Genomic DNA, 25545 nt, shown 5'->3' on the forward strand with positions numbered 1-25545 from the left:
TATAAGATAGGCGAAAAGGCAGGTCTTTTCGCCTTTATTTTATACAAAAAAAGAGATCGAATCCAAATGATTCGATCTCTAAAAAAGCACCCTTAATTGTCAATGTCTTAACTTAATGACATTGTTTAAAAAAGCAGATAACTCTTTTTCATTATCTTAATGATTTACGATAACCAGCACGTCTAGCAGCAGCTTCTGAAGGGAAGCAAACTGCATTGGCTGAACTCATATGATAGTTTTCACCACTGGCAACATGATAAATCTTGCTGCGTTTGTTACCAATTACACGGTAATTTGCAGTAGAAATCTTGTGCTTAATGTTATGAATGGTTCTTGCTTTAGTCACATGATGGCTTCTAGCTTTTACATGTTCAGCAATCGTACTTGAACCATGTTTAACGCGACTAGTACCATCTTTGTAGTTTAAGATTACGCCAGGTTGCTCATTGAAAATATAAACATTGAAATCAACAGCATTGCTGCCGATTGATTTAGCTTCCATTTCAACACCGTTTGCTAACAAGTCATTACCTTTGAAAATTGGTGTAACTCTGTAGCGAACGTAATTACTTGAAGAGTCTTTCAAATAATTGGCAACTTCATTTTCGTACTTGAGCATGTCTGGATCGTTTAATTCACGTGTTCCAGTAATTAGGTTGCGCGGATTATTATTTTGACCGGTTAATTGATAGCCAACTAGGTGACAACGGTTGTAAAGCCAGCCACTAGCAATGCGTTTGTTGTGCCAACCAGTTGGATCCCAAGTCAAACCAGCTCTTGGACTATGGGGCATCAATCTCCTATTCAAAAGGGCATTAGCCGCCTGAGCTCTATTTAAGTAATCTAAATTACTGTATTTTTGCCAGGGACCATTTTTCTTTGACAACGTACTTTTAGAGAAGCGCGGTTTATTATGGTCGACCGTAACAATTTCTTGTTTATGAAATTTCAGATTAGCGAGTGATTTATCTGAAACGGCATAAACGGTTTGGTTATTGCATGGGACATTAGTATTGGCAAAGGAAATCAAGCCTACTGCCGCTACTAATAAGAGAGCCAAACTTCGAAAGTGATTTTTCTTCATTTCTTTCTCCTTAGCAATTATTAAATTATAAGATATAATCACATTATAAAATAAAACCGCTTACTCAGAAGAATAATTAAAAATATGTTGACTAGATTAAAAAATGATGATAACTTATTTATAACAAATTATTAATCAAACATCTTGAAGAGCTGAGTAACTAGTTTCCTATTTATAAAGAGAGCTAACGTGGTGGTGAAAGTTAGCAAATAGGCTCTAGCGAATATGGGCTTGGAACGATGACTGATAGTGATATTTAGCTATCAGCGGATTTGTACCCGTTAACAGTGCAGGCTATTAATTTGATAGCTAATGAGATTTATCGCGTGAGTGATAAATGAATTAAAGGTGGTAACACGAGCATTCGTCCTTTTAGGATGAATGCTTTTTTATTTTCATTATTAGGAGTTGAGTTACATGCGTAAGCGTAGACGGAGAAATACAATTATTTGGACAATTATCGGCGTTTTAATCTTAATTGCTGGTTGGTTTAGTTTTGGACCAGGAATTCCAAGTAAAACCCAAGCCAAGACTGTAACAGTTGGTGTTGTCTCACAAAGTAAACAAGATGCAGCTATTTGGAAGAGCGTTGCTCAAACGGCTAAAGATAAATATGGTATTACGATTAAGATAAAGAATTTTACTGATTACAACCAGCCAAACAAGGCTTTGAAATCTGGCGATGTTGATTTGAATGCTTTCCAACACTACGCCTTCCTTAAAGCATGGAACAAGTCAAATGGTGGTGGTGTAGTTCCAATCGGTAAAACTTATATTGCACCAATTCGTTTGTACTCTAAGAAATACAAGAAGTTGTCTCAATTGCCAGATGGTGCAACTATTGCCATTCCAAATGATGCAACTAATGAATCAAGAGCATTGTTTGTTCTTAAAAACGCTGGCTTAATCGGTTTAAGAAAGGGCAAGACACTTGTTACTGTAGCCGATATCACTAAGAACCCACGCAACCTTAAGTTAAAGGAAGTTGGTGCTGAACAAACTGGTCGAGTAATCAACTCAGTTGATGCTTCAGTAGTTAACAACGACTATGCTGGTCCAGCTGGTTTAGGCGATAAGCAAACTATTTACGTTGAACCAGTTAACAAAGATTCTAAGCAATGGATCAACATCATTTGTGCTAAGAAGGGTCAAGAAAACAACCGACTTTACAAAGATGTGGTTAAGGCCTACCAAACCGAAAAGACAAAGAAGATGACTAAGCACTACTACGGTAATTCACAAATTGCTGCTTGGGATATCAAGATTAAGTAGGAGGGGTTAGAATGAGCATTATTCAATTAGATCATATTGATATAGATTTTCCTCAAAAAAAGGGTAAAGTTGTCAAAGCAGTTAGCGATGTAACTTTGCACGTTGAAAAAGGCGATATTTATGGAGTTGTCGGCTTCTCTGGTGCCGGTAAGTCAACCTTGGTTAGAACGATTAACCTCCTGCAACATCCTAGCAAGGGTAATATCAAGGTCAACGATGTCGATTTTGTTAAAGAGGGCAAACAAGTTATTTCTAATAAACAATTGCAACTGGAACGTCGAAAAATCGGCATGATTTTCCAAGGCTTCAACCTATTAAATGAAACAACGGTTTTAGAAAATGTTGCTTTTGCATTAAAGCATGCAAAACTTTCCGATGAAGAATTAGAAAAACGTTCATTAGAATTGCTTGATTTAGTTGATTTGAAAGATAAGGCTAACTTTTATCCAGTTGAATTATCAGGTGGTCAGCAACAAAGAGTAGCTATTGCTCGTGCTTTGGCTAACCACCCCGATATCTTGATCTCTGATGAAGCTACTAGTGCGCTTGATCCACAAAATACACAACAAATTTTGGATCTATTGAAGCGACTCAATAAGCAATTAGGTTTGACTGTAGTTTTAATCACCCACGAAATGGATGCCGTTAAGAAGATCTGTAATAAGGTTGCTGTAATGGAACACGGTAAGATGATTGAAAAAGGCAATTTGCGTCAAGTCTTCTTGCATCCTAAGAAGGAATTGACTAAACGCTTTGTTGGTGGTGGCCTTGAAGCTATTCAAACTTTAGAGGCCTTGAACCTTGGCAAACTAGAAGCAAATGAAGAGGTATATCAACTGGTTTACAGCATTGCCAATGTGACTAAGTCCATCATTATTGAACTTTACCGTCAAATTGGAGTAGAGGTTTCAATGCTTTATGGTAACGTGGAACTGTTAAATGGCGAAGCGATCGGTACTTTGGTTGTTTTGGTTAAAGGGGATGCCGATAAGCAAAAGCAAGCTAGAGAATTCTTGGAGAAGCAAAACGTTACTTTGACTAGATTGGATGAAAAGGGGAATTTAGATGATTAGTTGGTTTGAAAAAGTTTGTCCAAATGTCGTACAACTCGGCTGGGGCGGAGACGCTGGCTGGGGAACTAGTATCTTTCAAACATTATTCATGACTTTTTGGGCCACAATCTTCGGTGGCATTCTCGGAATTATTTTTGGTGTTTTGCTTGTTGTAACCAAAGAAGACGGTATTCGTCCAAACAAGTTCTGGTATAACGTTTGCGATAAGATAGTTTCAATTTTTAGAGCTATTCCATTTGTAATCTTGCTTGCCTTTGTTGCACCTGTTACGCAAAAGATTGTTGGTACTCAAATCGGGATGAAGGCAGCCTTAGTTCCATTAACTTTAGGTGTTTTCCCATTCTACGCTCGTCAGGTACAAGTTGCCCTTGAAAGTGTTGACACAGGTAAAGTAGAGGCTGCTCAAAGTTTAGGCGCAACTGTTTCAGATATCATTTTTGATGTTTACTTACGTGAATCACGTTCAGAATTAATCCGCGTTTCAACAGTAACCATCATTTCATTGATTGGTTTAACTGCAATGGCTGGTGCCATCGGTGCCGGTGGTTTAGGTAACACAGCTATTTCATATGGTTACAATCGTTTTAACAATGACGTTACCTTAGTTGCTACTGTCTTAGTAATTATTTTGATTTTTATTGTACAAATTGTTGGTGACTTCTTTGCTAAAAAGATGAACCATCAAAATAGGTAGAAATTTTTAAGATGAGATCTAGGCTATCCTAGATCTTTTTTCTTTAATTGAAAAAGAAAGCCTTTACAGGTATCATAAAAGGTGATTGAAAACTAACAAAAACCTTATGCTTATGTAAGGAGGAAAAATAATGAGCGAAGAAGAATATCGTATTGAAAGTGATACTATTGGCCCTGTAAAAATTCCTAAGGATGCTTTGTGGGGTCCACAAACAGAAAGAAGTCGCAATAACTTCCCAAGTGGTGAATTAATGCCAATTCAAATCATCCGTGCCTTTTTGCATTTGAAGAAGGCGGCAGCTGAATCAAACGTTGAGGTTGGGGATGAACCTAAAGAAAAAGGTGAAGCAATTGAAGATGCAATTGATCATCTTTTAGCACTTAATGATACAGATTTAAGAAAAGACTTCCCATTACACGTACTTCAAACTGGTTCAGGTACTCAAAGTAACATGAACGTTAACGAAGTAGTGGCTAACTTGGCCAACAAGCTTCACCCAGGTTTAGGTATTTTGCCTAACGATGATGTTAACCGTGGTCAATCATCTAATGATACTTATCCAACTACTATGAATATCGTTGCTGTTGAAGCCTTAGACAAGCTTGAACCTGCTATCAAGCATTTGATTGATGAATTAGTAGTTAAGGAAAAGAAGTACTGGAAAACTGTTAAGGTTGGTCGTACTCACTTGCAAGATGCAACTCCACTTACTTTTGGTCAAGAATTATCTGGCTACATTTCCGCATTGAAACATGATCTTTCATACATTCAAGAATTGAAGCCAACTCTTTATGAATTGGCTATCGGTGGTACTGCTGTAGGTACCGGACTTAACGCTGCACCAGGCATGACTGAAAAGATTGCTGGTAAATTATCAGAAGTATATGGTCACGAATTCAAGGTTAAGACCAACAAGTTCTGGGGCTTAGCTCACCACTCAGGTCTTGATGTAATGCATGGTGCACTTAAGACGCTCGCAGCCGACATGTTTAAGATTGCTCAAGATATCAGATTCTTGGCATCAGGTCCAAGAGCTGGTTACGGTGAATTAAATATTCCTGCTAACGAACCAGGTTCAAGTATCATGCCAGGTAAGGTAAACCCAACTCAAGCCGAAGCTGTAACTATGGCTGCTGCTAAAGTATTTGGTAATGATACCACGATTACTTTTGCTGCAAGTCAAGGTAACTTTGAAATGAACGTCTTTAAGACTGTCATGATTGCTTCATTCCTTGATTCTTGTGATATATTAACTGGTACAATTACTGGTTTTGCTGATAAAATGATACATGGCTTAACTGTTAACGAAGAGCGTATGGATGAATTGCTTGAAAATTCACTTATGACAGTTACTGCTTTATCACCACACATTGGGTACCATGCTGCTGCTAAAATTGCCCAAGCTGCACAAAAAGAGGGCACTACTTTGAAAGAAGCTGCCTTAAAGAGCGGCAAGGTTACCGAAGAGCAATACGATGAATGGATGGACTACATGAAGATGACTAATGTCGACAAGTCCACTCCAGAAGAATAATAGGGGATATTATGCCAAATAATAAAGAATTAAAAAATAAATATGATGCAATAATTGTTGGTTCAGGTGGTACTGGTTTAACAGCAGCACTTCAAGCTCGTGAACTTGGTTTGAATGTTGTTATTTTGGAAAAGAACGGTAAAATTGGTGGTAACACTAGTCGTGCTTCTAGTGGTATGAACGCATCTGAATCATTGGTTCAACTTGATGAAGGAATCATTGACAACAACCGTGACTTTTACGAAGAAACTTTAAAGGGTGGCGGTTTATTAAACGACCGTGCAATGCTTAAGTACTTTGTTAACCACTCTGCTATTGCAATTAGCTGGTTAATGAAATATGGCGTTCGTTTGACTGATTTAACCATTACCGGTGGGATGAGCGTAAAGAGAGCTCACCGTCCAGGTTCAATGGAACCAGTTGGTTTCTATTTGACTTCACGTTTAACTAACCAAGTTAAAAAGGCCGGTGTAGACATCTTTACTGATGCTAAAGTAACTAAATTGTTGCAAGACAAGAATGGCAATGTTAACGGCGTAGAAGTTGAAACTGATAAAGGCGTTAAAACAATTAAGGCTAAGGCAGTTTTGCTTGCTACTGGTGGCTTTGGCGCTTCTAAAGAAATCATCAAGAAGTATCGTCCAGATTTAGTTGACTACAAGACTACCAACCAACCAGGTGCTACTGGCGATGGGATTAAGCTTGCTAAAGAAATTGGTGCGCAATTGATGCAAATGAACTTTATTCAAGTTCACCCAACTGCAGATACTGATAACCCACACGTTTACTTAATCGGTGAAGGTTTACGTGGTGAAGGTGCTATTTTGGTTAACAAGGCCGGCAAGCGTTTTGTTAACGAATTAAACACCCGTAAAATTGTTTCAAGTGCGATTACTGGTTTAAACGAAGACGGTGCATACTTGGTCTTCGATTCAGGTGTTCGTGCTCATTTTGCAGCTGTAGAATTTTATGACCACATTGGCTTGGTTAAGGAGGGCAGCACTTTGGCCGACTTAGCTAAGGAAATTGATGTTGATCCAGAAAACTTAGCTGCCACAGTAGATGAGTGGAACAAGGCCGTTGAAAACCACAAGGATAAGGAATTTGGCAGAACTACTGGTATGGATCGTGAATTAAACCTTGGACCATACTACGCTATTCACATTCACCCAGCTATTCACTACACGATGGGCGGAATTCATATCAACACCGAAACTCAAGTATTGGATACCAACGGTAACGTAATTAAAGGTCTTTATGCAGCTGGTGAAGTTTCTGGCGGACTTCACGGCAACAACCGTATTGGTGGTAACTCAGTTGCTGAAACGGTTATCTTTGGTCGCCAAGCTGGTATTCAAATGGCTAAATACGCTAGAGAACACAAATAAATCTAACCGAAAAAGAGACAATGAGAGTTGTCTTTTTTTCAATATATTTGTTAAGAAAAGCACAATATTAACGTAATTAATTAATAAATAGTGTCTAATGTAAGCGCTTAGTGTATAATGGAATATGTAGAAAATTACGTTTATGAAAGGACTAATATAACTTATGAGTAGAAAAGTATTTCTTGTTGGTGATGGTGCCGTAGGTTCAACTTTTGCAAATGACTTATTGCAAAACGCTACTGTTGATGAATTGGCAATTTGCGATGTAGCTAAGGATCGTCCAGTTGGTGACTCAATGGACCTTGAAGATATTACTCCATTTATGGGTCAAACTGATATCCATCCAGCTGAATACAGTGATGCTAAAGATGCTGACGTTTGTGTAATTACTGCTGGTGTTCCTAGAAAACCTGGTGAAACTAGACTTGATTTGGTTGCTAAGAACGTTAAGATTTTAAAGAGCATTGTAGAACCCGTTGTTGAATCAGGATTTGAGGGTGTATTCGTTGTTTCCGCAAACCCAGTAGATATCTTAACTACTTTAACTCAAAAGTTATCAGGCTTCCCTAAGAACCGTGTAATTGGTACTGGTACTTCACTTGATTCAATGCGTCTTCGCGTTGAACTTGCTAAGAAGCTTAATGTTCCAGTTGCCAAGGTTAACTCAATGGTTCTTGGTGAACATGGTGATACTAGTTTTGAAAACTTTGATGAATCAACTGTTGATGGCAAGCCGCTTCGCGACTATGCAGAAATTAATGACAATGTTTTAAGTGAAATTGAAACTGACGTCCGCAAGAAGGGCGGCAAGATCATCGCTAACAAGGGTGCTACATTCTATGGTGTTGCAATGATGCTTACCCAAATCGTTAGTGCCATCTTGGACAACCGTTCAATCTGCTTGCCATTATCAGCACCAATTAACGGCGAATATGGCATTAAGCACGACTTGTACTTAGGTACTCCAACTGTTATCAACGGTGAAGGTATTGAACAAGTAATCGAAACTAAGCTTTCAGATGCTGAAAATGCTAAGATGATTAATTCAGCTGACAAGATGCAAGAAGTATTATCAGGTATTGACCTTTAATTGATATAGATATATTAAGAAAAAGGCGTTCATTGAACGCCTTTTTTTGCTTGCTAGATAATACAAAAGAAGGTATTATTATGATTAAAGAATTAATAAGAAATTAGAGACTGACGAGGTAGGATATGACAGTTATTTCTGATCAAGAGATCGCAGACTTTTCTGCCGATTTCAATACTAATAGCAAAAATCAAGTTGCTTCACGTGCTGCTCGTCGTAGCGGATTACTTGAAGCATCCTTTAACGATCGCGTTTCAGAACGTTTAAACCATGTTTTTTCAACTGAACTTGATGTAGGTGGCGTAACTGACCAAAAGCATTCTGGTCGTTGCTGGGAATTTGCCACATTGAATGTTTTGCGTCATTACTTTGGCAAGCAAAACAAAGTAAAAGATTTCACTTTCTCACAAGCTTATAACTTTTTCTGGGATAAGATTGAACGTGCAAATGCCTTTTATGATGCAATGATCCGTTTGGCTGATAAGCCACTTAACGACCGCGAAGTGCAATCATGGTTAGCTTTTGCTGGTGAAGATGGCGGCCTTTGGAGCATGGCCATCAACCTAGTTAAAAAATATGGTGTTGTACCTTCATACGCAATGCCTGAAAGTTTTAACTCCAACAATACTACTGGTTTGATCGATTCTTTAGCACGTAAGGAAAGAAAAGATGCTATTGCTTTACGTAAATTAGTGAGTGAAGGCAGTTCACAAGATGAAATTGAAAAGGCTAAGAAGCACTTTTTGAATGAAGTTTACCGCATGGTATCTGTTGCCTTAGGCGAACCACCAAAGAAGTTTGACTTGGAATACCGCGATGACGACAAAAAATATCACTTGGAAAGAGACTTAACTCCACGTGAATTCGTACAAAAGTATTTCAAGGACTTTAAGTTTGATGATTATGTAGTTTTATCAAACTGTCCTAACCACGAATTTAACAAGCTTTACCATATGCCACTTTATGACAATGTTGATGGCGGTGATCAAATTAAGTTTTTGAATGTGCCAATTGAATACTTGGCTCAAGCTGCTGTAGCACAACTTAAATCTGGGGATGCCGTAATCTTTGGTAACGACGTTTTAAAGCAAATGGAAAGAAAGACTGGTTATCTTGATACCGAACTTTACCAAACCGATAAATTATTTGGTGTTGATACCAAGATGAGCAAGGCTGATCGTTTAGCGACTGGCGAAGGTTTTGCTACTCACGATATGACCTTAGTCGGTGTTGATGAAGATCACGGCCACATTCGCAAGTGGAAGGTTGAAAATTCATGGGGTGACAAGTTTGGTCACAAGGGCTTTTACGAAATGAGTCAACCATGGTTTGAAGACTATGTTTATGATGTCGTAGTTAGAAAAGAATTTTTGACTAAGGAGCAAGTTGAACTTGCAGAAGGTCCAGCAGTAGACTTGAAGCCTTGGGATAATATTGGCTAATGTGATATAATTAGAAATGAAAAAAGAGGCCGGCATTACGACTGCCGCACCTCTTTAGTGCAAAACCGTTAAAAAACGGTGGTACTGTTTAGGATTAATTAAAAACCGCTAAACTTCTTCCAAAAGCTATTGAAGCGGTTTTTAATTTTGCTATTTTTTTAATGTTCGAATTAGAATAACTAATCGAATAGTCTGGGTGATTAGATATACAAGCTCCGATGCCAGGCAACATAAGAAAAATGTTACACCAAGGATGAATACAAGAAGATTCATCAAGTAAAATTGGTCCTCCTTTCTTTAGAATATGAGCAAAATGATTTACACCATAAGCATCAACTTCTTTCTAAAAGAAGTACCGCCGCTAATTTAACTTTTTTGCAGATATAATTTTATCAAACTAATGTTTGTTAAGACAGCGAACAAGTGCAGAAATGCACTTGTTTTTTATTTTAAAAAACATAAAAAATAACTTTCTTTTTAAAATAGTTTAAATTTCCCTTGAAAGGTATATAATACTATGTGAAAAAATTCATTTTTGAATTGATTTTTTTATTGAATACTCATCAGGGGAGAAAAATGAAAAATTTAGAGAAGGTAAATTATAAAGGCTTCATTTGGCCTTTAGTAGTAGGTATAGTGCTGTGGTTGATCACACCATGGCGACCAAGTGGTTTATCACTTCAAGCCTGGGAAATGTTTGCAATCTTTGTTGCAACGATTGTGGGATGTATCACAAAGCCATTGCCAATTGGTGGTACAACATTGCTCGGAATGGTAGTAACTGTCTTAGTTGGCTTAGCTCCAGTTAAAGACATAGTTAATTCCAAGGGCGTGGTAGTACAAACTGGTATTTTGAGTTCTTTTGGCAACTCTGCTGCTTGGCTAATCGCTATGGCCTTTATCATGGCTCATGGTATTAGCAAGACCGGTTTAGGTAACCGTGTAGCTTACTTAATGATTAAAAAGTTCGGTAAGCGATCAATTGGTATCGGTTATGCCGTTACCGGCTTGGAATTAATCATGGGTGCGCTTATTCCATCTAACAGTGCTCGTACTGGTGGGGTAACTTGGCCTGTAGTTGAATCTATTTCCAAGAGTTACAAGTCTAATCCTCACGATCCTTCAAGAAAGAAGATCGGCGCATACTTAGACTTCACCGCCTTTCACGCTAATATTTTATCAACAGCACTATTTATTACTGGTGCTGCTCCTAACTTGGTTGCTCAACAGATGGCCGCACAAAAGGGCTATCAAATGAGCTGGATTAGCTGGTTCTGGGCAGGCTTAGTTCCAGTAATCGTGGCTACATTGATTATTCCAATTGTAATTTACAAAATGTATCCACCTGAGATTAAGGAAACTCCTAATGCTAAAAATTGGGCTGATGGCAAATTAAAAGAGATGGGTCCAATGTCCGAACCTGAAAAGATCATGGCAATTGTCTTTTCTTTAGCTATTTTACTTTGGGTTCTTTCAGGATTCTTCAAAATTCCACAACTTAACTCAGCCTTTGTTGCATTTTTAGCAGTAACGCTTTTATTAATTACTGGTGTGTTAAGCATGGAAGATGCCTTGCATGAAACTGGTGCTTGGAACATTTTGATTTGGCTTTCAATCTTGATCTTTATGGCCGGTAAGTTGATTTCTTACGGCTTTATCGATTGGTTCACCAAGTTTATTCAAAGCGAAGTTCACGGCATCAGCTGGGGCCTTGTTTTAGTAGTACTTATTTTGTTAATGTTCTACACTCACTACTTCTTTGCTAGTGGTACAGCTCACATGACAGCTCTTTATTTGCCATTCTTAACTGTAGCTACTGCAATGGGTGCACCGCTTGGCCTTTCAGCTATGCTGTTAGCATTTACTGGTGTAATTAACGCTTCAACTACTCACTATGCTAACGGTCCTGCTTCAATTTTGGCTACGACAGGCTACGTTAAGCAAAAAGAATGGTGGAAGATGAATTTCATCTTGGGTATTCTCTACATGCTGATCTTTGGTATTGTAGGTTCACTTTGGATGAAGATTATCGGTGTTTGGTAGAAAAAGGCAATCTGGGAAACCAGGTTGCTTTTTTGTGTAATAATAAGGTTAAAACTAAGAATACAAAGAAGGATCAAAATGAAATTTAAAACAAATGATGATGTCATGCTGCATTACAGCGATACAGGGGAAAAAGATCGCTCTGTTTTATTAGGCATCCCCGGTATCGGTGGTTCTAGTCAAATGTGGCAAGACCTAATTGCACTTTTTAATGATCGTTATCGCTTCGTCATGCTTGATCCGCGCAATCAAGGACAATCCGAGCGCACCTACCGCGGTCAGCGAATCAGTCGTCATGCCGTTGACCTGGAAGAATTGATGGAAGAGCTGGATTTGCACGATGTTGTTGCTATCGGTAATTCCATGGGTGCGGCCAACATCTGGGCCTACTTGTCCATTTATGGTAAGGGCCGGCTTAAGGCGATGGTTGATCTAGATCAATCACCTAAGATGATCGCCGATAAGACCTGGCAATATGGCTTTAAGGATTTAACCTGGGATAATTATCCAGAAATGTTAAAATTCGATTTTGGCAAGGCTTTTTACCATCATATTGATGAAAAAATGTTCCAAGATGCCAAGAATGAATATCAAGCTTTTCCTTATAATCCTGAGGAAAACTACAATTGCTTGGTAGAGCATGCGGAACAAGATTGGCGCGATATGATTATGGATAGTCCAGTTCCGATGCTGGTAATTGCTGGTGAAAAATCACCATTCTTTAATCCTGATTTTACGAAGGCAATTAAATTCCTGAATGAGAAGGTTGAAACCGCAATTGTTCCGGAATGTGGGCACTTGCCTCAGGCAGAACAACCAGCAAAAGTTCATCAGATTATTAGTAAATTTTTGCAAAATTTAAAAAACTAAGCACAAATTTGAAATATTAAAACGGCAAGAGTAAACTATTCTTTGTGAAAAAGATTACTTGCTCTTTGATAATAGTAAGGTGGCATATCAATGGATAAAGTAGTTGATTTGTTTTTAAGTGATGCCGCAACTCGTCAAAAGTGGGAGAATTTGCTTTCATCTTTAGATCTGCATAATTTTAGTGCACGTGAAGTTGATCAAATCGACCATACGATTGGTTTAGTAGATGAGGATGGCAAGCTAGTTGGTACAGGCAGCGTTGCCGGGAACGTGTTGAAGTATGTGGGTGTGATTAATGAAGATACTCAAGGCGCCCGCTTTAACAAGGTGGTTACCAACTTGCTCCAGTATTTAGCTGAGCAGAAGATTTACCATTCATTCGTTTTTACTAAAGCCAAGTATGCGTCTAGTTTTGAGCACTTGCATTTTAATTTGCTGGCTAAGACAGATGAGGCAGCTTTTTTAGAGAACGGGATGCCAGATGTAAATGATTTCTTGAGTGATTTGCCAAAGGTAGAAGATCAAGCTGATAAGAAGATCGCAGCGATTGTGATGAATGCCAATCCTTTTACCTTGGGTCATCAACACTTAGTTAAGATGGCAAGTGAAGAAAATGATTTAGTCTATGTTTTTGTGGTAGCTAATGATGTTTCCTTGTTCAATTTTAACGAAAGAATGAAGCTGGTGCAGGAAGGGACCAAGCAATTTGCTAATGTAAAAGTTGTTTCAGGTGGCGATTACATGGTTTCTCCAGCAACATTCCCAGCTTATTTCTTAAAATCACCTGATGAATTGATTGACGTCCAAACCTCAGTCGATGCTGCAGTGTTCAAGAATAAAATTGCACCCGCTTTGAACATTGCCCGTCGTTATATCGGTCAAGAACCTATTTCACGTACGACGCACTTTTATAATGTTAGTTTAGCTCATGAGCTTGGTCCTGATATTGAAGTGATTACTGTTAAGCGCCTAGAAAAGTCAGGACAGATTGTGACTGCTACTCAGGTAAGACAATGGATCAAGGATGGAGATTTGGCAAAGATCAACAAGTTTGTACCCGAATCTACCTATGAGTTTATTAAGCAAAATATGAGTGAATTGCAATCGAGAATTGAGAAAGGAATGAATATTGATGGAAATTAAAACTACTGCCGTAGCAGGAACCCTCGAAAGTTCTGATATTCAAATCATGATCTCTAAAGGTTCTAACGGTATTGAAATCGATTTGGAATCTGAAGTTAAAAAGGCATATGGTGATCAAATTGAAAAGGTGATCACCGAGACTTTGAAGAAGTACGGTTTAGAAAATGCCAAGGTTAAGGCAACTGACAAGGGTGCGCTTGATTGTGTGATTAAGGCTCGTACTTTAGCAGCTGCTCAACGTGCTACTGAAACACAAGATAAGCCTGACTTGGAGGTGCTTTAAATGACTTACGTTAAAAATCGTTTACGTAGAACCATGATGTTCGTTCCTGGTAATAACCCTGCCATGATCAAAGATGCCGGCATTTATGGCGCTGATTCAATCATGCTCGACTTAGAAGACTCAGTATCTTTGACTGAAAAAGACGCAGCTAGAATGCTTGTTTACGAAGCAATTAAGACTGTTGATTTTGGCGGTAGCGAAATCGTAGTTAGAGTAAATGGTCAAGACACGCCATTTTATGATGAAGATGTTCGTGCCATGGTTAAGGCCGGCGTTGATGTTATCCGTTTGCCAAAGACCGAATCAGCAGCAATGATTCAAAAGTTGGTCAAGGACATTGAACACTGGGAAGATGAATATGGCATTGAAAAAGGTTCAATCGGTGTCATGGCTGCCATTGAAAGTGCCAAGGGTGTTTTGAATGCTCCAGAAATTGCGACAGCTACACCATTGATGATGGGACTTGCTGTATCTGGTGAAGATTACACTGCTGATATGCACACGCACCGTTACCCAGATGGTCGTGAACTTGAATTTGCACGTAATATGGTATTGCAAGCAGCTCGCGCCGCCGATGTTTATGCCTTTGATACTGTCTTTTCTAACATGAAGGATACCGAAGGCTTCTATCGTGAAACTAATTACATCCACGAATTGGGTTATGACGGTAAGAGTTTGGTTAACCCACGTCAAATTGCGATGGTTAACAAGGTCTTCAATCCAACTAAAGAAGAAATTGAACAAGCTAAAAATGTTGAAAATGCTATTCGTGAAGCCAAGGCTAAGGGTAGCGGCGTTATCTCACTTAACGGTAAGATGGTCGATAAGCCAGTTGTAGAAAAAGCAACTCGTGTACTTGAAACTGCAAAAGCTTCTAACTTGATTGATGAAGAAGGTAACTACATTGGAGAATAAAGTAAAACGCGAATTACCAGACGATTTAATGAATAAAATGGATTTAAAGCCATTTGAAACTACTGAAATTGGTCATCCAGAAGTAAAGCGTGTAGCTCCAAAGGTTCGCGTAACTACTGGTCAAGATAAGGTCGTTGCTTCTCTTGATGACGTAATCAAGAACAACTTGAAAGATGGCATGACTATTTCATTCCACCACCACTTTAGAAATGGTGACTACATCTTTAACATGGTAATGGACAAGATCATTGCTATGGGGTACAAGGATTTAACTTTGGCTCCAAGTTCATTAACTGGTGTTATGAATGATAAGGTAATTGAAGCTATTAAGAAGGGCGTCATTACTAACATTACTTCTTCAGGGATGCGTGGTTCACTTGGTGACTTCGTTTCTCACGGCGGCTTGAAGAATCCTGTGATTTTCCGTTCACACGGTAATCGTGCTCGTTCAATTGAAGAAGGAGAAATCAAGATCGATGTTGCCTTCTTAGGTGTGCCTGTTTCTGATCCTGCAGGTAACGCTAATGGTCAAGATGGGGATGCTGTCTTTGGTTCATTAGGTTATGCCTTAATGGATGCTCAATATGCTAACAAAGTTGTTCTTTTAACTGACAATATTGTTGATTATCCAAATACCCCAGCTTCAATCAAGCAAGACCAAGTTGACTACGTAGTCAAGGTTGATAAAGTAGGTGACCCTGACAAGATCGGTTCAGGTGCTACTCGTTTTACCAAGGATCCTAAGGAACTTAAGATTGCGCAAATGGTTAACCAAGTTATTGTTAACTCACCATACTACAAGCAAGGCTTCAGTTTCCAAACCGGTTCAGGTGGTGCCGCATTAGCTGTTACTCGTTACCTTCGTCAAAGCATGATTAAGGACGGTATTACTGCTTCATTTGCTTTGGGTGGTATTACTAAGCCAACTACTGATTTGCTTGAAGAAGGTCTTGTTAGAAAAGTAATGGATGTTCAGGACTTTGATAAGGGTGCTGCTCAATCTATGGCTAATAACAAGAACCAACAAGAAATTGATGCTTCATGGTATGCCGATCCTCATAACAAGGGTGCGGTTGTTAATAACCTTGATGTTTCTATTTTGTCCGCATTGCAAATTGATACTAACTTCAATGTTAACGTCATGACTGGTTCTGATGGTGTAATTCGTGGTGCCGTTGGTGGTCACCAAGATGCTGCCGCAGGTGCTAAGATGACCATTATTACTGCTCCACTTGTTCGTGGTAGAAATGCTACTGTTGTACCTAGTGTTGAAACTATCGTTACACCAGGTTCATCAATCGATGTATTGGTTACTGAACGAGGCATTGCAATTAACCCAGCCCGCAAGGACTTGATTGATGCATTTAAGAATGTGCCTGGACTTAATATTTTGGACATTCATGATTTGCAAAAGATGGCAGAAAAGCAAGTTGGTGTACCAAAGCCACTTGAATATACTGACCGGACTGTAGCTTTAGTTGAATACCGTGATGGTACAATTATTGATGCTATTAAAGAAGTAAAAGACTAAAAATTGATTCTGTTGAAAGACATGTGCTGAGGCGCATGTCTTTTTTATACAAAAACGAGCCTATCTTGGTAGATAGGCTCTGCATATACATATATTTGTCTGAGTATCTTTATTATGACATTTTAATAATAAGTTTTCACTTATTTTGACTTGAGAAAAAATAATTCTATTTTTAAGCAGATTTAGTTATAATGAAAATATTCTAATTGAAAGTTAGTGAGTCAGCTTCACTAACTTTTTTCTTGTGTAGATTTAAATGAAAGATAGATAAAATGAAGGGGAAAAATATGGAGAGTTGGCTATTTTTAGCATTAGTATTAGTTGTCGCCCTGGTTGGTAAAAACATGTCATTGATCATCGCTACAGGCGTAGTGATGGCGTTAAAGTTAATTCCGTTTGCCAGCAAGTGGCTGCCAGTGATTCAAGCCAAAGGTATCAATTGGGGCGTCACCGTTATTTCAGTGGCAATCTTGATTCCAATTGCGACAGGGCAGATTGGTTTTAAGGATTTGATCAATACTTTCAAATCGCCAGCAGGGTGGATCGCTATCTTAGCCGGGATTGCTGTAGCTATTTTGTCAAGATATGGCGTTGATCAGTTAACCGCCGTGCCACAAGTAACTGTCGCCTTGGTTTTAGGAACGATCATCGGCGTAGTAGTATTTAAGGGCGTGGCCGCCGGTCCCGTAATTGCCAGCGGTATGACTTATCTGGTTATCACTTTATTTAACTTACATTTCTAATATATAATGTAGTAAAGGTGGGTGAGTGTAATGGCGATTATTGTGCATGAAGATATTACGCAGCGATTAGATGATTATTTAGAACGACGATTGCGTAACTATGAAGTTATTACACCGCCAATTCCTAAGAAGCCTGAAGTTGTCACGATTGATGACGATGATAAAAAGAAAAAACATAAAAAGGACTAATGCAAAATCAATGTCATTAAGTTAAGAGCCTGACACGATAATATTCCAAAATTTTAAGCTGCTTGTTGTCCAAATTTAGGCAATAAGTAGCTTTTTAGGTGCGCTGAATAAGCTGTTTCTTAACAGACATTTTTTATTAAGTTATGCTGTCAATCTGTTCTTCCTGGCCTGATAGGAAACCTAATGAAATAAAATAGAGTCAACGAACTGTGATTTCTCACAAATTCAATGACTCTGCACCTATGTGTCTGGTTCTGTGTTCATAATACTAACTCAACAATTTCATTATAATTGCGTGTTCGAACTAATGATAGTTTTTGTTCTTTTGGCAACTCTCCAAAAAGTTTAATACCTTTCCCCAAAAGTGTTGGAATAATGGAATTGTAATATCTGTCAATTAAATCTGCACGCATTATCTGTTGAACAAGATTAGCTCCACCGCAAATCCAAATATCTTTGCCATCTTGTTGCTTTAATTTTTCCAATAAATCTATAGGGTTTACATCTGTAAAAATAATTTGCTTGTTAGAATTACTCTTATTGTGTGTAATCACATAAGTAGTAAAATCGCTATATATCCATTTTGTCGGAGAAAGCTCTGTAACAATTTGATGATATGTGTTCCAGCCCATTAAAATTGTATCTATATTTTGGGTAAATTCAGAATAGGTATCTATATTTTCGTTATCATTACCTTGTCCCTTTAGTCATTCAACACCACCATTACTATCTGCAATATATCCGTCAAGACTCATTGCAATAAATAGAACAACTTTTCTAATTTTACCTTATGGTCCTTTCATTTCCGATTAATTAGAAGTAATAACCTTATTAGAATTATTTTTCGTCAAAAAGCGATAGAGCTTTTTGCTACATAAATGGATTATAAAAGCGGCCATGATTCAATTGCCAGAGCAAAATCACGATTAAAATAGACAAGACTGACAATCCCATCACCCAATAATCTTCTTTCTTAAATGATTGAGCTACATACCAGGTTCTTTTCTTCTTAGAACCAAAGCGACGTAGCTGCATGGCGGTACTGATGGTATCGATTCTCTCCAGACTAGAGAAAATAAGCGGCATAATGATGTTTAAAGTTCCTTTGATTCGCTGCGATAACTTAGCTTTCTTTGACAATTCGTTGCCTCGAGCTTGCTGAGCAGCAGAGATAGCCCAATATGAATTCTGAATGTCAGGAATATAACGTAAAGCCAGCGCCACTGCGTAAGAGATCTTGTAGCTAATGCCAATTTTATTCAAACTAGCGGCGAATTGACTCGGATTGGTCGTCAACAAGAATAATAAGACAATCGGAATTGAACAGATATATTTTAGTAGCAAGTTGAATAAATAGAAGACTTCCTGGATCGTGAGAGTGAAGTAGCCAGCATGAATGATGATGCTACGTGAATGATATATTTCTTGACCATAAGTTGGTTGAAAAAGATAAACAAAGATCAAATTTAAAATCATGAAGGCAACAATAAATTTCACGATAAAGGAAATTTGTGACCATTTAATTTGTGCTTCTTTAAATAAAATGATCGAGAAAACACAAATTGCGAGTAAGAAGCGTGTATCATAAGTGATCATACAAGCCGCCGAGACCAGCAACATGAAGATTAGCTTAGTAGTCGCGTTTAGTTGATAGATAAAGCTGGTGCCGGGCTGGTAGCCTAGAATCTGGTTTTGATCATGCATTTTGACTGGTCCTTTCTGAATCGACATAAGCGCGGACAAAGTAATTAGGATCTCTTAAATTATATTTATGAGCCAAGTCATAGAGACTAGTTCGTTTAAGAGAAGCCTTTTTAATTAAACTTTTTTCGGTTAATAATCTAATCGGTTCGGTATCCGCAATTAGTTTACCATCGGCAAAAGCCAATGAGCGATTAGTGTATTCCATCATCAGGTACATGTCATGGGTAATGATCATGATCGTCTTGCCTTGTTCATTCAACTTCTTTAAAAAGTTCATGATCTCTGTATAGGTCTTCCAATCTTGACCAGCGGTTGGCTCATCTAGGATGATGATATCAGGCTCTAGAACCAAAATAGCGGCGATGGTCACACGCTTTTTTTGACCAAAACTCAAAGCAGAAATTGGCCAATGACGGTAAGGGTAAAGACCGCAAATTTTCAAAGTCTTAAAAACCTTATCCTTGATTTCATCTTTGCTGTAACCACGTAGGCATAAACCCAAAGCAACTTCATCAAAAATCATTTTTTGCGAGATCATCTGATTAGGATCCTGCATGACATAACCAATTTTTTCAGAAATTTGTTTAATAGAATATTGCGATAGGTCGTCGTCATCAAATAAGATTTTACCTTCATTAGGAATAAAGCCACAGATCAGGCGACAAAGCGTAGTTTTGCCTGCACCATTTTGTCCTACGATGGAAACGAAATCTCCCTTGTTGATGGTAGCTGTAACGTCGCGTAGTGGATTAACTTGTAAATGGTTATAGCGGTGTCCTACGCCTTTTAATTCGAGCAGGGGCTGTTTTTCTTCTTTTTTAGAAGTCAAAGAAGCATCATCTGCCCATTTTTGTAATTTTTGTCCAATTTTTTCGTCATCAGGTAGAGCTTTTATTGAGGTGAGATCAGGAATGGCATCCAAGTCAACGCCTGCTTTGGTTAAAGCAGTTAGATAAAGTGGACTTCTTACATCGATGTCTTCTAACTTGTTTTGATGAAGCAGGTCGTTAGGTGATTTATCGGCGATAATTTTGCCATCATTGACTAAAACGACGCGGTCGATCGGTTGGCTGAGCACTTCTTCTAAACGGTGTTCAATAATAATTACTGTGGCGTTTAATTCCTTTTGAATTTGATCGATTAACGCCATCGTTTTCATCTCTGAAGCGGGATCTAAGTTGGCTAAGGGCTCGTCAAATAGCATAATAGGTGATTCATCAATCAAGACGCCAGCAAGGGCCACGGTTTGTTTTTGTCCGCCAGACAGGCTTTGCGGTGCTTGCTTTAATAAATCGTTGATCTCTAGCTTGTCAGCCCAGCGGTGAACAGTTTGTCTAATCTTGTTTTGCGGACGACAATCATTTTCTAGTGCAAAGGCGATATCTTCACCGACAGTTAAACCAATGAATTGACTGTCAGTATCCTGCAAGATAGTCGATGTAGTAAATGAGAGGTCAAAGAGGTCGGTCTCCTTGATATTTTTGCCATTAATCAAGCATTCGCCTGTAATCGTTCCTGTATCAATATTAGGAATCAAGCCATTGATGCAGTGGCCAATAGTTGACTTGCCACTACCAGATGGTCCCGCAATCAATATTTTTTCACCGCGATTAATAGTTAAATTAATGTCTTGTAGCGTCGGGAATGCCTGGCTGTCATATTTAAATGAAAAGTTTTTAAAAGTAATAATAGGTTCAGTCATGCCTAAGTCTTTCTAATCTTCTTTACGTAAACTGCCTTTTTTAATTTTGGTACCTGCATAAGCTTTTAATAAAAGCGTACCAACTATCAAGATGGTGATACCATTTGAGAGGGTGGCACTGATTCCTTGAACAAATACCTTGTTAACAGGTTCGCTATAGATGATAATGTCTCCGATAGGGGCAACGATTATCCAGGCTATGATATTGGCAATAATTTGAGTGATATTAAATAGCAAAATTTGCTTAATACCGAAAATACCATTTTTCAAATCAAGCTTTTTGCAGGCAAGGCCAATAATCAAACCAAGTACACCAGTAGCCAAAACCCAACTCCACCAGGTTTGACCATACATAATAAAATCAGATAGGGTATGGCCGATGAAACCGACCGCAAAACCGACTTTAGCACCATAAATGGCTGCGAAAAGAGCTAGGAAAGGAAAGACTAGCTCGATGTTGGTATTAGGAATAGGAGTCGGAATTGAGGTGAAGCGCGCCAGAATAACGTAGATGGCAGAACCGATCCCTATAGCGACAACATTTTTAACAGATAAATCTTGTTTTTTCATAATTTTTCTCCGATTTGTGATAATAACACCGTATAATTGGAAAGCGGTTACCGTCAAGGGGATGTAGCAGAAAAGGGTGGATATGTTACAATTAAAATTATGATAATAGTGAAGTAGTAGTTAGAGGTAAAAATGAGACAAGACGAACTTAAAAAATTAGATAATGAAATTGGCCAATATGCGGCCGATCAGACCAAAATTATTTGGGTTGATGATCAAACCATGCAAATTGCGACAATGATGATTGATTCTTATGGCGATACCGTTTATGTATGGGTAAAGGAAGATGAAGATCATTGCCGCGTAAGTGATGGCGGTCGAATTTTGTTTAAACTTGATCCTAATCAAGAAGATATGGAATTATATGAGACTGCGGCAGATATTACTCTTGGTTCAGGTTATCAGTTTGACGAAGACCACTGTGAAATTTATGTTGATGTTGACCGCAAGAATGTAGCTCAGGCAGCAATGAAGCTGGCACAATTGCAAGTTGCCATTTCATATTTGGGCTAAAAAAATGCATCCCTTGATCTGTTTAATCAGGGATGCATTTTTTGATACAAACTTTTTCGGGCAACTTTAAACATTGCTAATCCTTCCTACATGAACATCTTCTGGTTTTTTACCGTTTAAATTAAAATCAGCGATGTCCTCGGCTAAGGCCATAATTGTTTCAACATCTGGAATACAGTCATCTACTCTAAATTCCATAATTATAACCTCTACCGTCATTGTAGATCGAATTTATCGAAAAGTTAATCTGATCATACTTTTTTCTTATTGTTATGCTGCATGAAAATAAAGAATGCAGAAATGATATTGATAATCACTGCCGGTAAGGCTAACACAGCGGTAAAACCATATAAGGCATTGCCGATTACGCCTAAGATCGGTCCTATTAATGAAATGCTTAAGTTGTGTGATTGAACGCCGGCGATTGCATTAAGAATCACGCCAATCCAGGCAAAAAGATAGAAAAAGAAGGCAATTTTAGCTGTGAAATCTGCACCAAAGATTGCAAACCAGGAACAGATAAATAGACAACAGTTGATTAAATTGATTGCTCCGATCCATAGATCATATTTTGATTTTTTCATAATTATCCCCTCTAATAATTATTCTGCTTCTCGCAAAACGCGGTGGGCCAAATCATCATTAATAACCAAGTGGGTGATGATGCCGCTACGCAGAGCGCCTAATAGTGCTTTAGACTTAAAGCGATTATTAACAACGCAGAAGCGTGTAGGTGCTTGCATAATGTCATTCATTGATATACCACAGATGTGTTTTTCGAAATCAGTGAAAAATTCTCCGTTGATATTATAGGGACGTCCCATAATTAATCCGGCCACTTGTTCTTCTGGAATGTTCTTAAATAGTTGCGGACCGTAATTTTTATCTAAGAATGGATTAGCCTTGAATGAATCAAGAGTTCCTAGTCCGGTAAAAAGAAGGTCTAAGTTGTGATAACAATTTTCAACTATTTTAAAGTAGGGTTCTTTCTTTAAAGCTGGAATAATTTTAGGATTTAAGATGTAAAGTGGCGTAGGCAATCCTAAGCTTTTAGCGTGGAATTTTTCTGCAGCGTCTTGGACCAAAGGATTTTTGCGGCGATTTGCATTAATGGCTTGCCCTAGGAGCTGAATGAAGTAGAGCTTATTAAAGTTTTCTTCATTAAAGTTGTTAATTACACCGCGCATTGTACTGCCCCATGTGACTCCGGCGATATGGGTATTTTGCAAATAAGTTTGAATTTGCTTAGTAGCGAAGTTGACAACAGATTCATCGTCGTTAGCATCATTTTCAGAACTTTTGAGAATAAAAGCTTCTTTTAAGCCAAAGAGCTTTTGGAATTTTCGTTCTAAAACCTGATTGCGTTTAATTCCTTGAGTAATTTTGATTTTAACGATTCCGCGCATTTCTGCATCGTCTAACGCCTTAGTGATTAAATAGCGCGATAGGTTATATTTTTGTGATATTTCTGCGATATTTAACTTGCTGAGATAAAAGTCATGTGCAATGCTAGCAAGTTGTTCATCGGTTAATTGTGCCACTATAAACCGTCCTTTATTATATGATTCATATATTCATTATAGATTTAAAATAGTAAAATGGAACGCTTATTTTTTGAAAAATATAAAATGCTTTCCGTAAATATTACTGTGTTAAAATAGAAAAGCGTATTTTAATTAATTTAAAAAATGAGGGAAAGTAATTAATCTAATGAAGGAAAAGGAACGAGAATATCATTTGTCGCAAAAACATCACATGAAGATTCTATGGGAGGAATTTTTCAAGAGTGATAATAAGACGATGGCACAGGATGCTACTCTAGTAGAAAAGGCCTCAATTGTTGGCCGAGTAGGGATTATGCTGTTAAGTTGTGGGACAGGTGCCTGGCGTGTACGTGATTCGATGGACACGATTGCAAGAACTTTAGGAATTACCTGTTCGACGGATATTGGGTTGGTTTCAATCGAGTATACCTGTTTTGACGTAGATAATGAGTCATATTCACAGACGCTATCTTTGCCAGCGACTGATGTTAATATGACTAAATTGAATGAACTAGAAAAATTCGTTCGTCAGTTTGAAGCAGGTCATGGTAATTGGAATATTGGACAGATTCACAAGCGCTTGCGTGAGATCGAAAATCAAAAATCAGCATATTCTGCAGTAATTGCGGGTCTAAGTTCCGGTTTAGCTTGTGCAGGCTTTATCTTTTTACTAGGTGGCGGCTGGCCTGAAGTTATCTGTGCCTTCTTAGGTGCAGGGGCAGGAAATTATGTTCGAGCACTCATGGGCAAGCGGAAAATGACCCTTGTAGCTAAAATCGCGGTTGCTGTAGCAGTTGCTTGTGCAGTTTACTTCTTGACATTTCACATTGGCAAGATGATTTTCCATTTGGATTATCATCATGCTTACGGCTATATTGGTGCAATGCTGTTCGTGATTCCGGGATTTCCATTCATTACTTCAGGACTGGACATGTCTAAGCTAGATATGAGATCTGGGCTTGAGAGAATGACCTATGCGCTTTTGATCATTACGATTGCCACCATGTCAGGGTGGGCAGTGGCTACGATTTTGAATTTGCATCCGGGTTCCATGCTTAAGTTGAGCATTAATCCGGGGATGCTAACATTCTTGCGCTTAATTGCCAGCTTCTGCGGGGTATTTGGCTTCTCAATTATGTTTAATAGTCGTCCGAATATGGCCGCAACTGCCGCAATTATGGGTGCGATGGCTAATACTTTACGACTGAGTCTAGTTGATTACGCTCATATGGCACCGGCTTTAGCAGCCTTTATTGGAGCTCTTGTTTCCGGGCTTTTGGCAAGTATTGTTAGACAAAAAGTTGGTTTCCCACGAATTGCGATTACTGTTCCTTCAATCGTAATTATGGTGCCAGGACTATATATGTACCGCGCAGTGTTCAACTTCGGTATTACTAACATTAACATCGGTGCTTACTGGATTACTGAAGCATTGATGATTGTCATTGCACTTCCTTTTGGGCTGCTTGCCGCACGTATCTTAACAGACAAGAAGTGGAGACATGCGGATTAATAAAGTTGAATAGCAAAAAAGAGTCAGATTTTTCTGGCTCTTTTAATCTGCTTTTGATAACCTTTTTGAGTTAAGGACTAATATAATGAACATGAGGTGATAATATGAAAATTGAAGTACCAACAATGAACGGTTACTTATTTGATCGTTATAGCAAATTCGCACCTGCAGATCAAAAAATTGAAGGTAAGCCTAGCCGCTCTTTTCCCATTTTTGTTTCTGACGTGCCTAAAGATGCAAAAAACTTAGCAGTTTGTTTTTATGATTATGATTCAGTTCCAGTTTGTGGTTTTACTTGGATTCATTGGTTAGCTGCAAACTTGCCAGTCAAAGATATTCCCGCTGATATTAGTCAACATCATCAAAATATTGATTTTGTTCAAGGTTATAACAGCAATATTAGTAAGTTTTTGCCCAAAGATTCAGGACCGGTATTGGGCTACACAGGTCCTATGCCACCAGATAAGACGCATAATTATTCATTAACAGTCTATGCCTTGGATGATGAATTGGAATTAAAAGATGGTTATTATCTAAATGAATTTTTAGCCAAAGTGAAAGATCACATTATTGCTAAGACAACTATTGAAATTCCAAGTCGTGCTAAATAAAAATAAGACCCCTGATATTTCAGGAGTCTTATTTTATGCTTGTGTGTCGGGCATGACATTTCATCTAGTCTAGTGAAAGTCTAGACCACGGGTA

At 38.3% G+C, this 25545-nt stretch carries 26 protein-coding genes and 1 other annotated feature; of the genes, 18 read left to right on the top strand and 8 right to left on the bottom strand.

Features of this window, described 5'->3' with window-relative positions:
• Window positions 1-151: 151 nt before the first annotated feature.
• Window positions 152-1084, bottom strand: coding sequence for a DNA/RNA non-specific endonuclease (locus CP357_RS05420; protein WP_098036735.1), 933 nt, complete (start codon window positions 1082-1084; stop codon window positions 152-154).
• Between the two features lie 135 nt (window positions 1085-1219).
• Window positions 1220-1459 (top strand) — a binding site (T-box leader).
• A gap of 42 nt (window positions 1460-1501) precedes the next feature.
• Here CP357_RS05420 and CP357_RS05425 point away from each other — a divergent pair.
• The 15 genes from CP357_RS05425 (at window position 1502) to CP357_RS10330 (ending at window position 17294) form a co-directional block, all read left to right on the top strand.
• Entirely contained in the window at window positions 1502-2356 is an 855-nt protein-coding gene (locus CP357_RS05425; protein ID WP_013437716.1) for a MetQ/NlpA family ABC transporter substrate-binding protein, read from the top strand.
• Between the two features lie 11 nt (window positions 2357-2367).
• Window positions 2368-3429, top strand: a complete 1062-nt coding sequence (locus CP357_RS05430) for a methionine ABC transporter ATP-binding protein (protein ID WP_087363398.1) — start codon at window positions 2368-2370, stop codon at window positions 3427-3429.
• Entirely contained in the window at window positions 3422-4123 is a 702-nt protein-coding gene (locus CP357_RS05435) for a methionine ABC transporter permease (protein ID WP_013437718.1), read from the top strand. The genes CP357_RS05430 and CP357_RS05435 overlap by 8 nt, the downstream gene beginning before the upstream one ends.
• A 130-nt stretch (window positions 4124-4253) precedes the next feature.
• Window positions 4254-5657, top strand: coding sequence for a class II fumarate hydratase (locus tag CP357_RS05440; RefSeq protein ID WP_056945423.1), 1404 nt, complete (start codon window positions 4254-4256; stop codon window positions 5655-5657).
• Between the two features lie 11 nt (window positions 5658-5668).
• On the top strand, window positions 5669-7045 hold the full coding sequence (locus tag CP357_RS05445) for a flavocytochrome c (protein ID WP_098036736.1): 1377 nt from the start codon (window positions 5669-5671) through the stop codon (window positions 7043-7045).
• A gap of 163 nt (window positions 7046-7208) precedes the next feature.
• Window positions 7209-8135, top strand: a complete 927-nt coding sequence (locus CP357_RS05450) for an L-lactate dehydrogenase (protein WP_098036737.1) — start codon at window positions 7209-7211, stop codon at window positions 8133-8135.
• A gap of 125 nt (window positions 8136-8260) precedes the next feature.
• On the top strand, window positions 8261-9577 hold the full coding sequence (locus tag CP357_RS05455; protein WP_087175846.1) for a C1 family peptidase: 1317 nt from the start codon (window positions 8261-8263) through the stop codon (window positions 9575-9577).
• 576 nt (window positions 9578-10153) lie between these two features.
• Entirely contained in the window at window positions 10154-11620 is a 1467-nt protein-coding gene (locus CP357_RS05460; protein WP_056945425.1) for a DASS family sodium-coupled anion symporter, read from the top strand.
• A gap of 78 nt (window positions 11621-11698) precedes the next feature.
• The gene (locus tag CP357_RS05465) at window positions 11699-12490 is read left to right on the top strand and encodes an alpha/beta fold hydrolase (RefSeq protein ID WP_025005793.1); all 792 of its coding nucleotides are present in this window, start codon (window positions 11699-11701) and stop codon (window positions 12488-12490) included.
• A gap of 90 nt (window positions 12491-12580) precedes the next feature.
• Window positions 12581-13633: a [citrate (pro-3S)-lyase] ligase gene (gene citC / locus CP357_RS05470; RefSeq protein WP_025005794.1), complete on the top strand. Its 1053-nt coding sequence runs from the start codon at window positions 12581-12583 to the stop codon at window positions 13631-13633.
• Entirely contained in the window at window positions 13623-13916 is a 294-nt protein-coding gene (citD, locus tag CP357_RS05475) for a citrate lyase acyl carrier protein (protein ID WP_025005795.1), read from the top strand. Before citC ends, citD begins: the two co-directional genes overlap by 11 nt.
• The gene (gene citE, locus CP357_RS05480) at window positions 13917-14831 is read left to right on the top strand and encodes a citrate (pro-3S)-lyase subunit beta (RefSeq protein WP_003626613.1); all 915 of its coding nucleotides are present in this window, start codon (window positions 13917-13919) and stop codon (window positions 14829-14831) included.
• Entirely contained in the window at window positions 14821-16362 is a 1542-nt protein-coding gene (citF, locus tag CP357_RS05485) for a citrate lyase subunit alpha (RefSeq protein WP_087175848.1), read from the top strand. The genes citE and citF overlap by 11 nt, the downstream gene beginning before the upstream one ends.
• Before the next feature lie 287 nt (window positions 16363-16649).
• A complete protein-coding gene (locus CP357_RS05490) occupies window positions 16650-17105 on the top strand; it encodes a DUF441 domain-containing protein (protein WP_098036738.1) in 456 nt (151 codons plus the stop codon).
• Between the two features lie 30 nt (window positions 17106-17135).
• The gene (locus tag CP357_RS10330; protein ID WP_164480612.1) at window positions 17136-17294 is read left to right on the top strand and encodes a hypothetical protein; all 159 of its coding nucleotides are present in this window, start codon (window positions 17136-17138) and stop codon (window positions 17292-17294) included.
• Between the two features lie 260 nt (window positions 17295-17554).
• Here the strand turns inward: CP357_RS10330 and CP357_RS05495 are convergent, their stop codons facing one another.
• The 4 genes from CP357_RS05495 to CP357_RS05510 all read right to left on the bottom strand — a co-directional run bounded on the left by CP357_RS05495 (window position 17555) and on the right by CP357_RS05510 (window position 21270).
• Window positions 17555-17926: a dihydrofolate reductase family protein gene (locus CP357_RS05495; RefSeq protein WP_233187212.1), complete on the bottom strand. Its 372-nt coding sequence runs from the start codon at window positions 17924-17926 to the stop codon at window positions 17555-17557.
• Window positions 17927-18164: 238 nt separating this feature from the next.
• The gene (locus CP357_RS05500) at window positions 18165-18998 is read right to left on the bottom strand and encodes an energy-coupling factor transporter transmembrane protein EcfT (protein ID WP_087235595.1); all 834 of its coding nucleotides are present in this window, start codon (window positions 18996-18998) and stop codon (window positions 18165-18167) included.
• The gene (locus CP357_RS05505) at window positions 18991-20700 is read right to left on the bottom strand and encodes an ABC transporter ATP-binding protein (RefSeq protein ID WP_098036739.1); all 1710 of its coding nucleotides are present in this window, start codon (window positions 20698-20700) and stop codon (window positions 18991-18993) included. The genes CP357_RS05500 and CP357_RS05505 overlap by 8 nt, the downstream gene beginning before the upstream one ends.
• Before the next feature lie 12 nt (window positions 20701-20712).
• Entirely contained in the window at window positions 20713-21270 is a 558-nt protein-coding gene (locus tag CP357_RS05510; protein WP_098036740.1) for an ECF-type riboflavin transporter substrate-binding protein, read from the bottom strand.
• Between the two features lie 132 nt (window positions 21271-21402).
• Between CP357_RS05510 and CP357_RS05515 the strand changes: the two genes are divergently transcribed.
• Window positions 21403-21783, top strand: a complete 381-nt coding sequence (locus tag CP357_RS05515) for a DUF1828 domain-containing protein (RefSeq protein WP_098036741.1) — start codon at window positions 21403-21405, stop codon at window positions 21781-21783.
• Between the two features lie 66 nt (window positions 21784-21849).
• Here CP357_RS05515 and CP357_RS10670 read toward each other — a convergent pair whose 3' ends face one another.
• From CP357_RS10670 to CP357_RS05525, 3 genes are read right to left on the bottom strand one after another with little or no spacing between them, the layout of a single operon-like run.
• Window positions 21850-21981, bottom strand: a complete 132-nt coding sequence (locus CP357_RS10670) for a hypothetical protein (RefSeq protein ID WP_255404978.1) — start codon at window positions 21979-21981, stop codon at window positions 21850-21852.
• Between the two features lie 53 nt (window positions 21982-22034).
• Entirely contained in the window at window positions 22035-22367 is a 333-nt protein-coding gene (locus CP357_RS05520) for a transporter (protein ID WP_098036742.1), read from the bottom strand.
• A gap of 18 nt (window positions 22368-22385) precedes the next feature.
• On the bottom strand, window positions 22386-23324 hold the full coding sequence (locus CP357_RS05525) for a sugar-binding transcriptional regulator (protein ID WP_098036743.1): 939 nt from the start codon (window positions 23322-23324) through the stop codon (window positions 22386-22388).
• A gap of 169 nt (window positions 23325-23493) precedes the next feature.
• On the opposite strand from CP357_RS05525, the gene CP357_RS05530 reads away from it, so the two are divergent.
• On the top strand, window positions 23494-24840 hold the full coding sequence (locus tag CP357_RS05530; protein ID WP_025005804.1) for a threonine/serine exporter ThrE family protein: 1347 nt from the start codon (window positions 23494-23496) through the stop codon (window positions 24838-24840).
• 104 nt (window positions 24841-24944) lie between these two features.
• Window positions 24945-25451 (top strand): YbhB/YbcL family Raf kinase inhibitor-like protein, encoded by a 507-nt coding sequence (locus tag CP357_RS05535; RefSeq protein ID WP_025005805.1) that lies wholly within the window; start codon window positions 24945-24947, stop codon window positions 25449-25451.
• Window positions 25452-25545 lie beyond the last annotated feature (94 nt).

The sequence above is a fragment of the Lactobacillus sp. UMNPBX6 genome, from assembly GCF_002553975.1.
In the GTDB taxonomy this organism is placed as follows: domain Bacteria; phylum Bacillota; class Bacilli; order Lactobacillales; family Lactobacillaceae; genus Lactobacillus; species Lactobacillus gallinarum.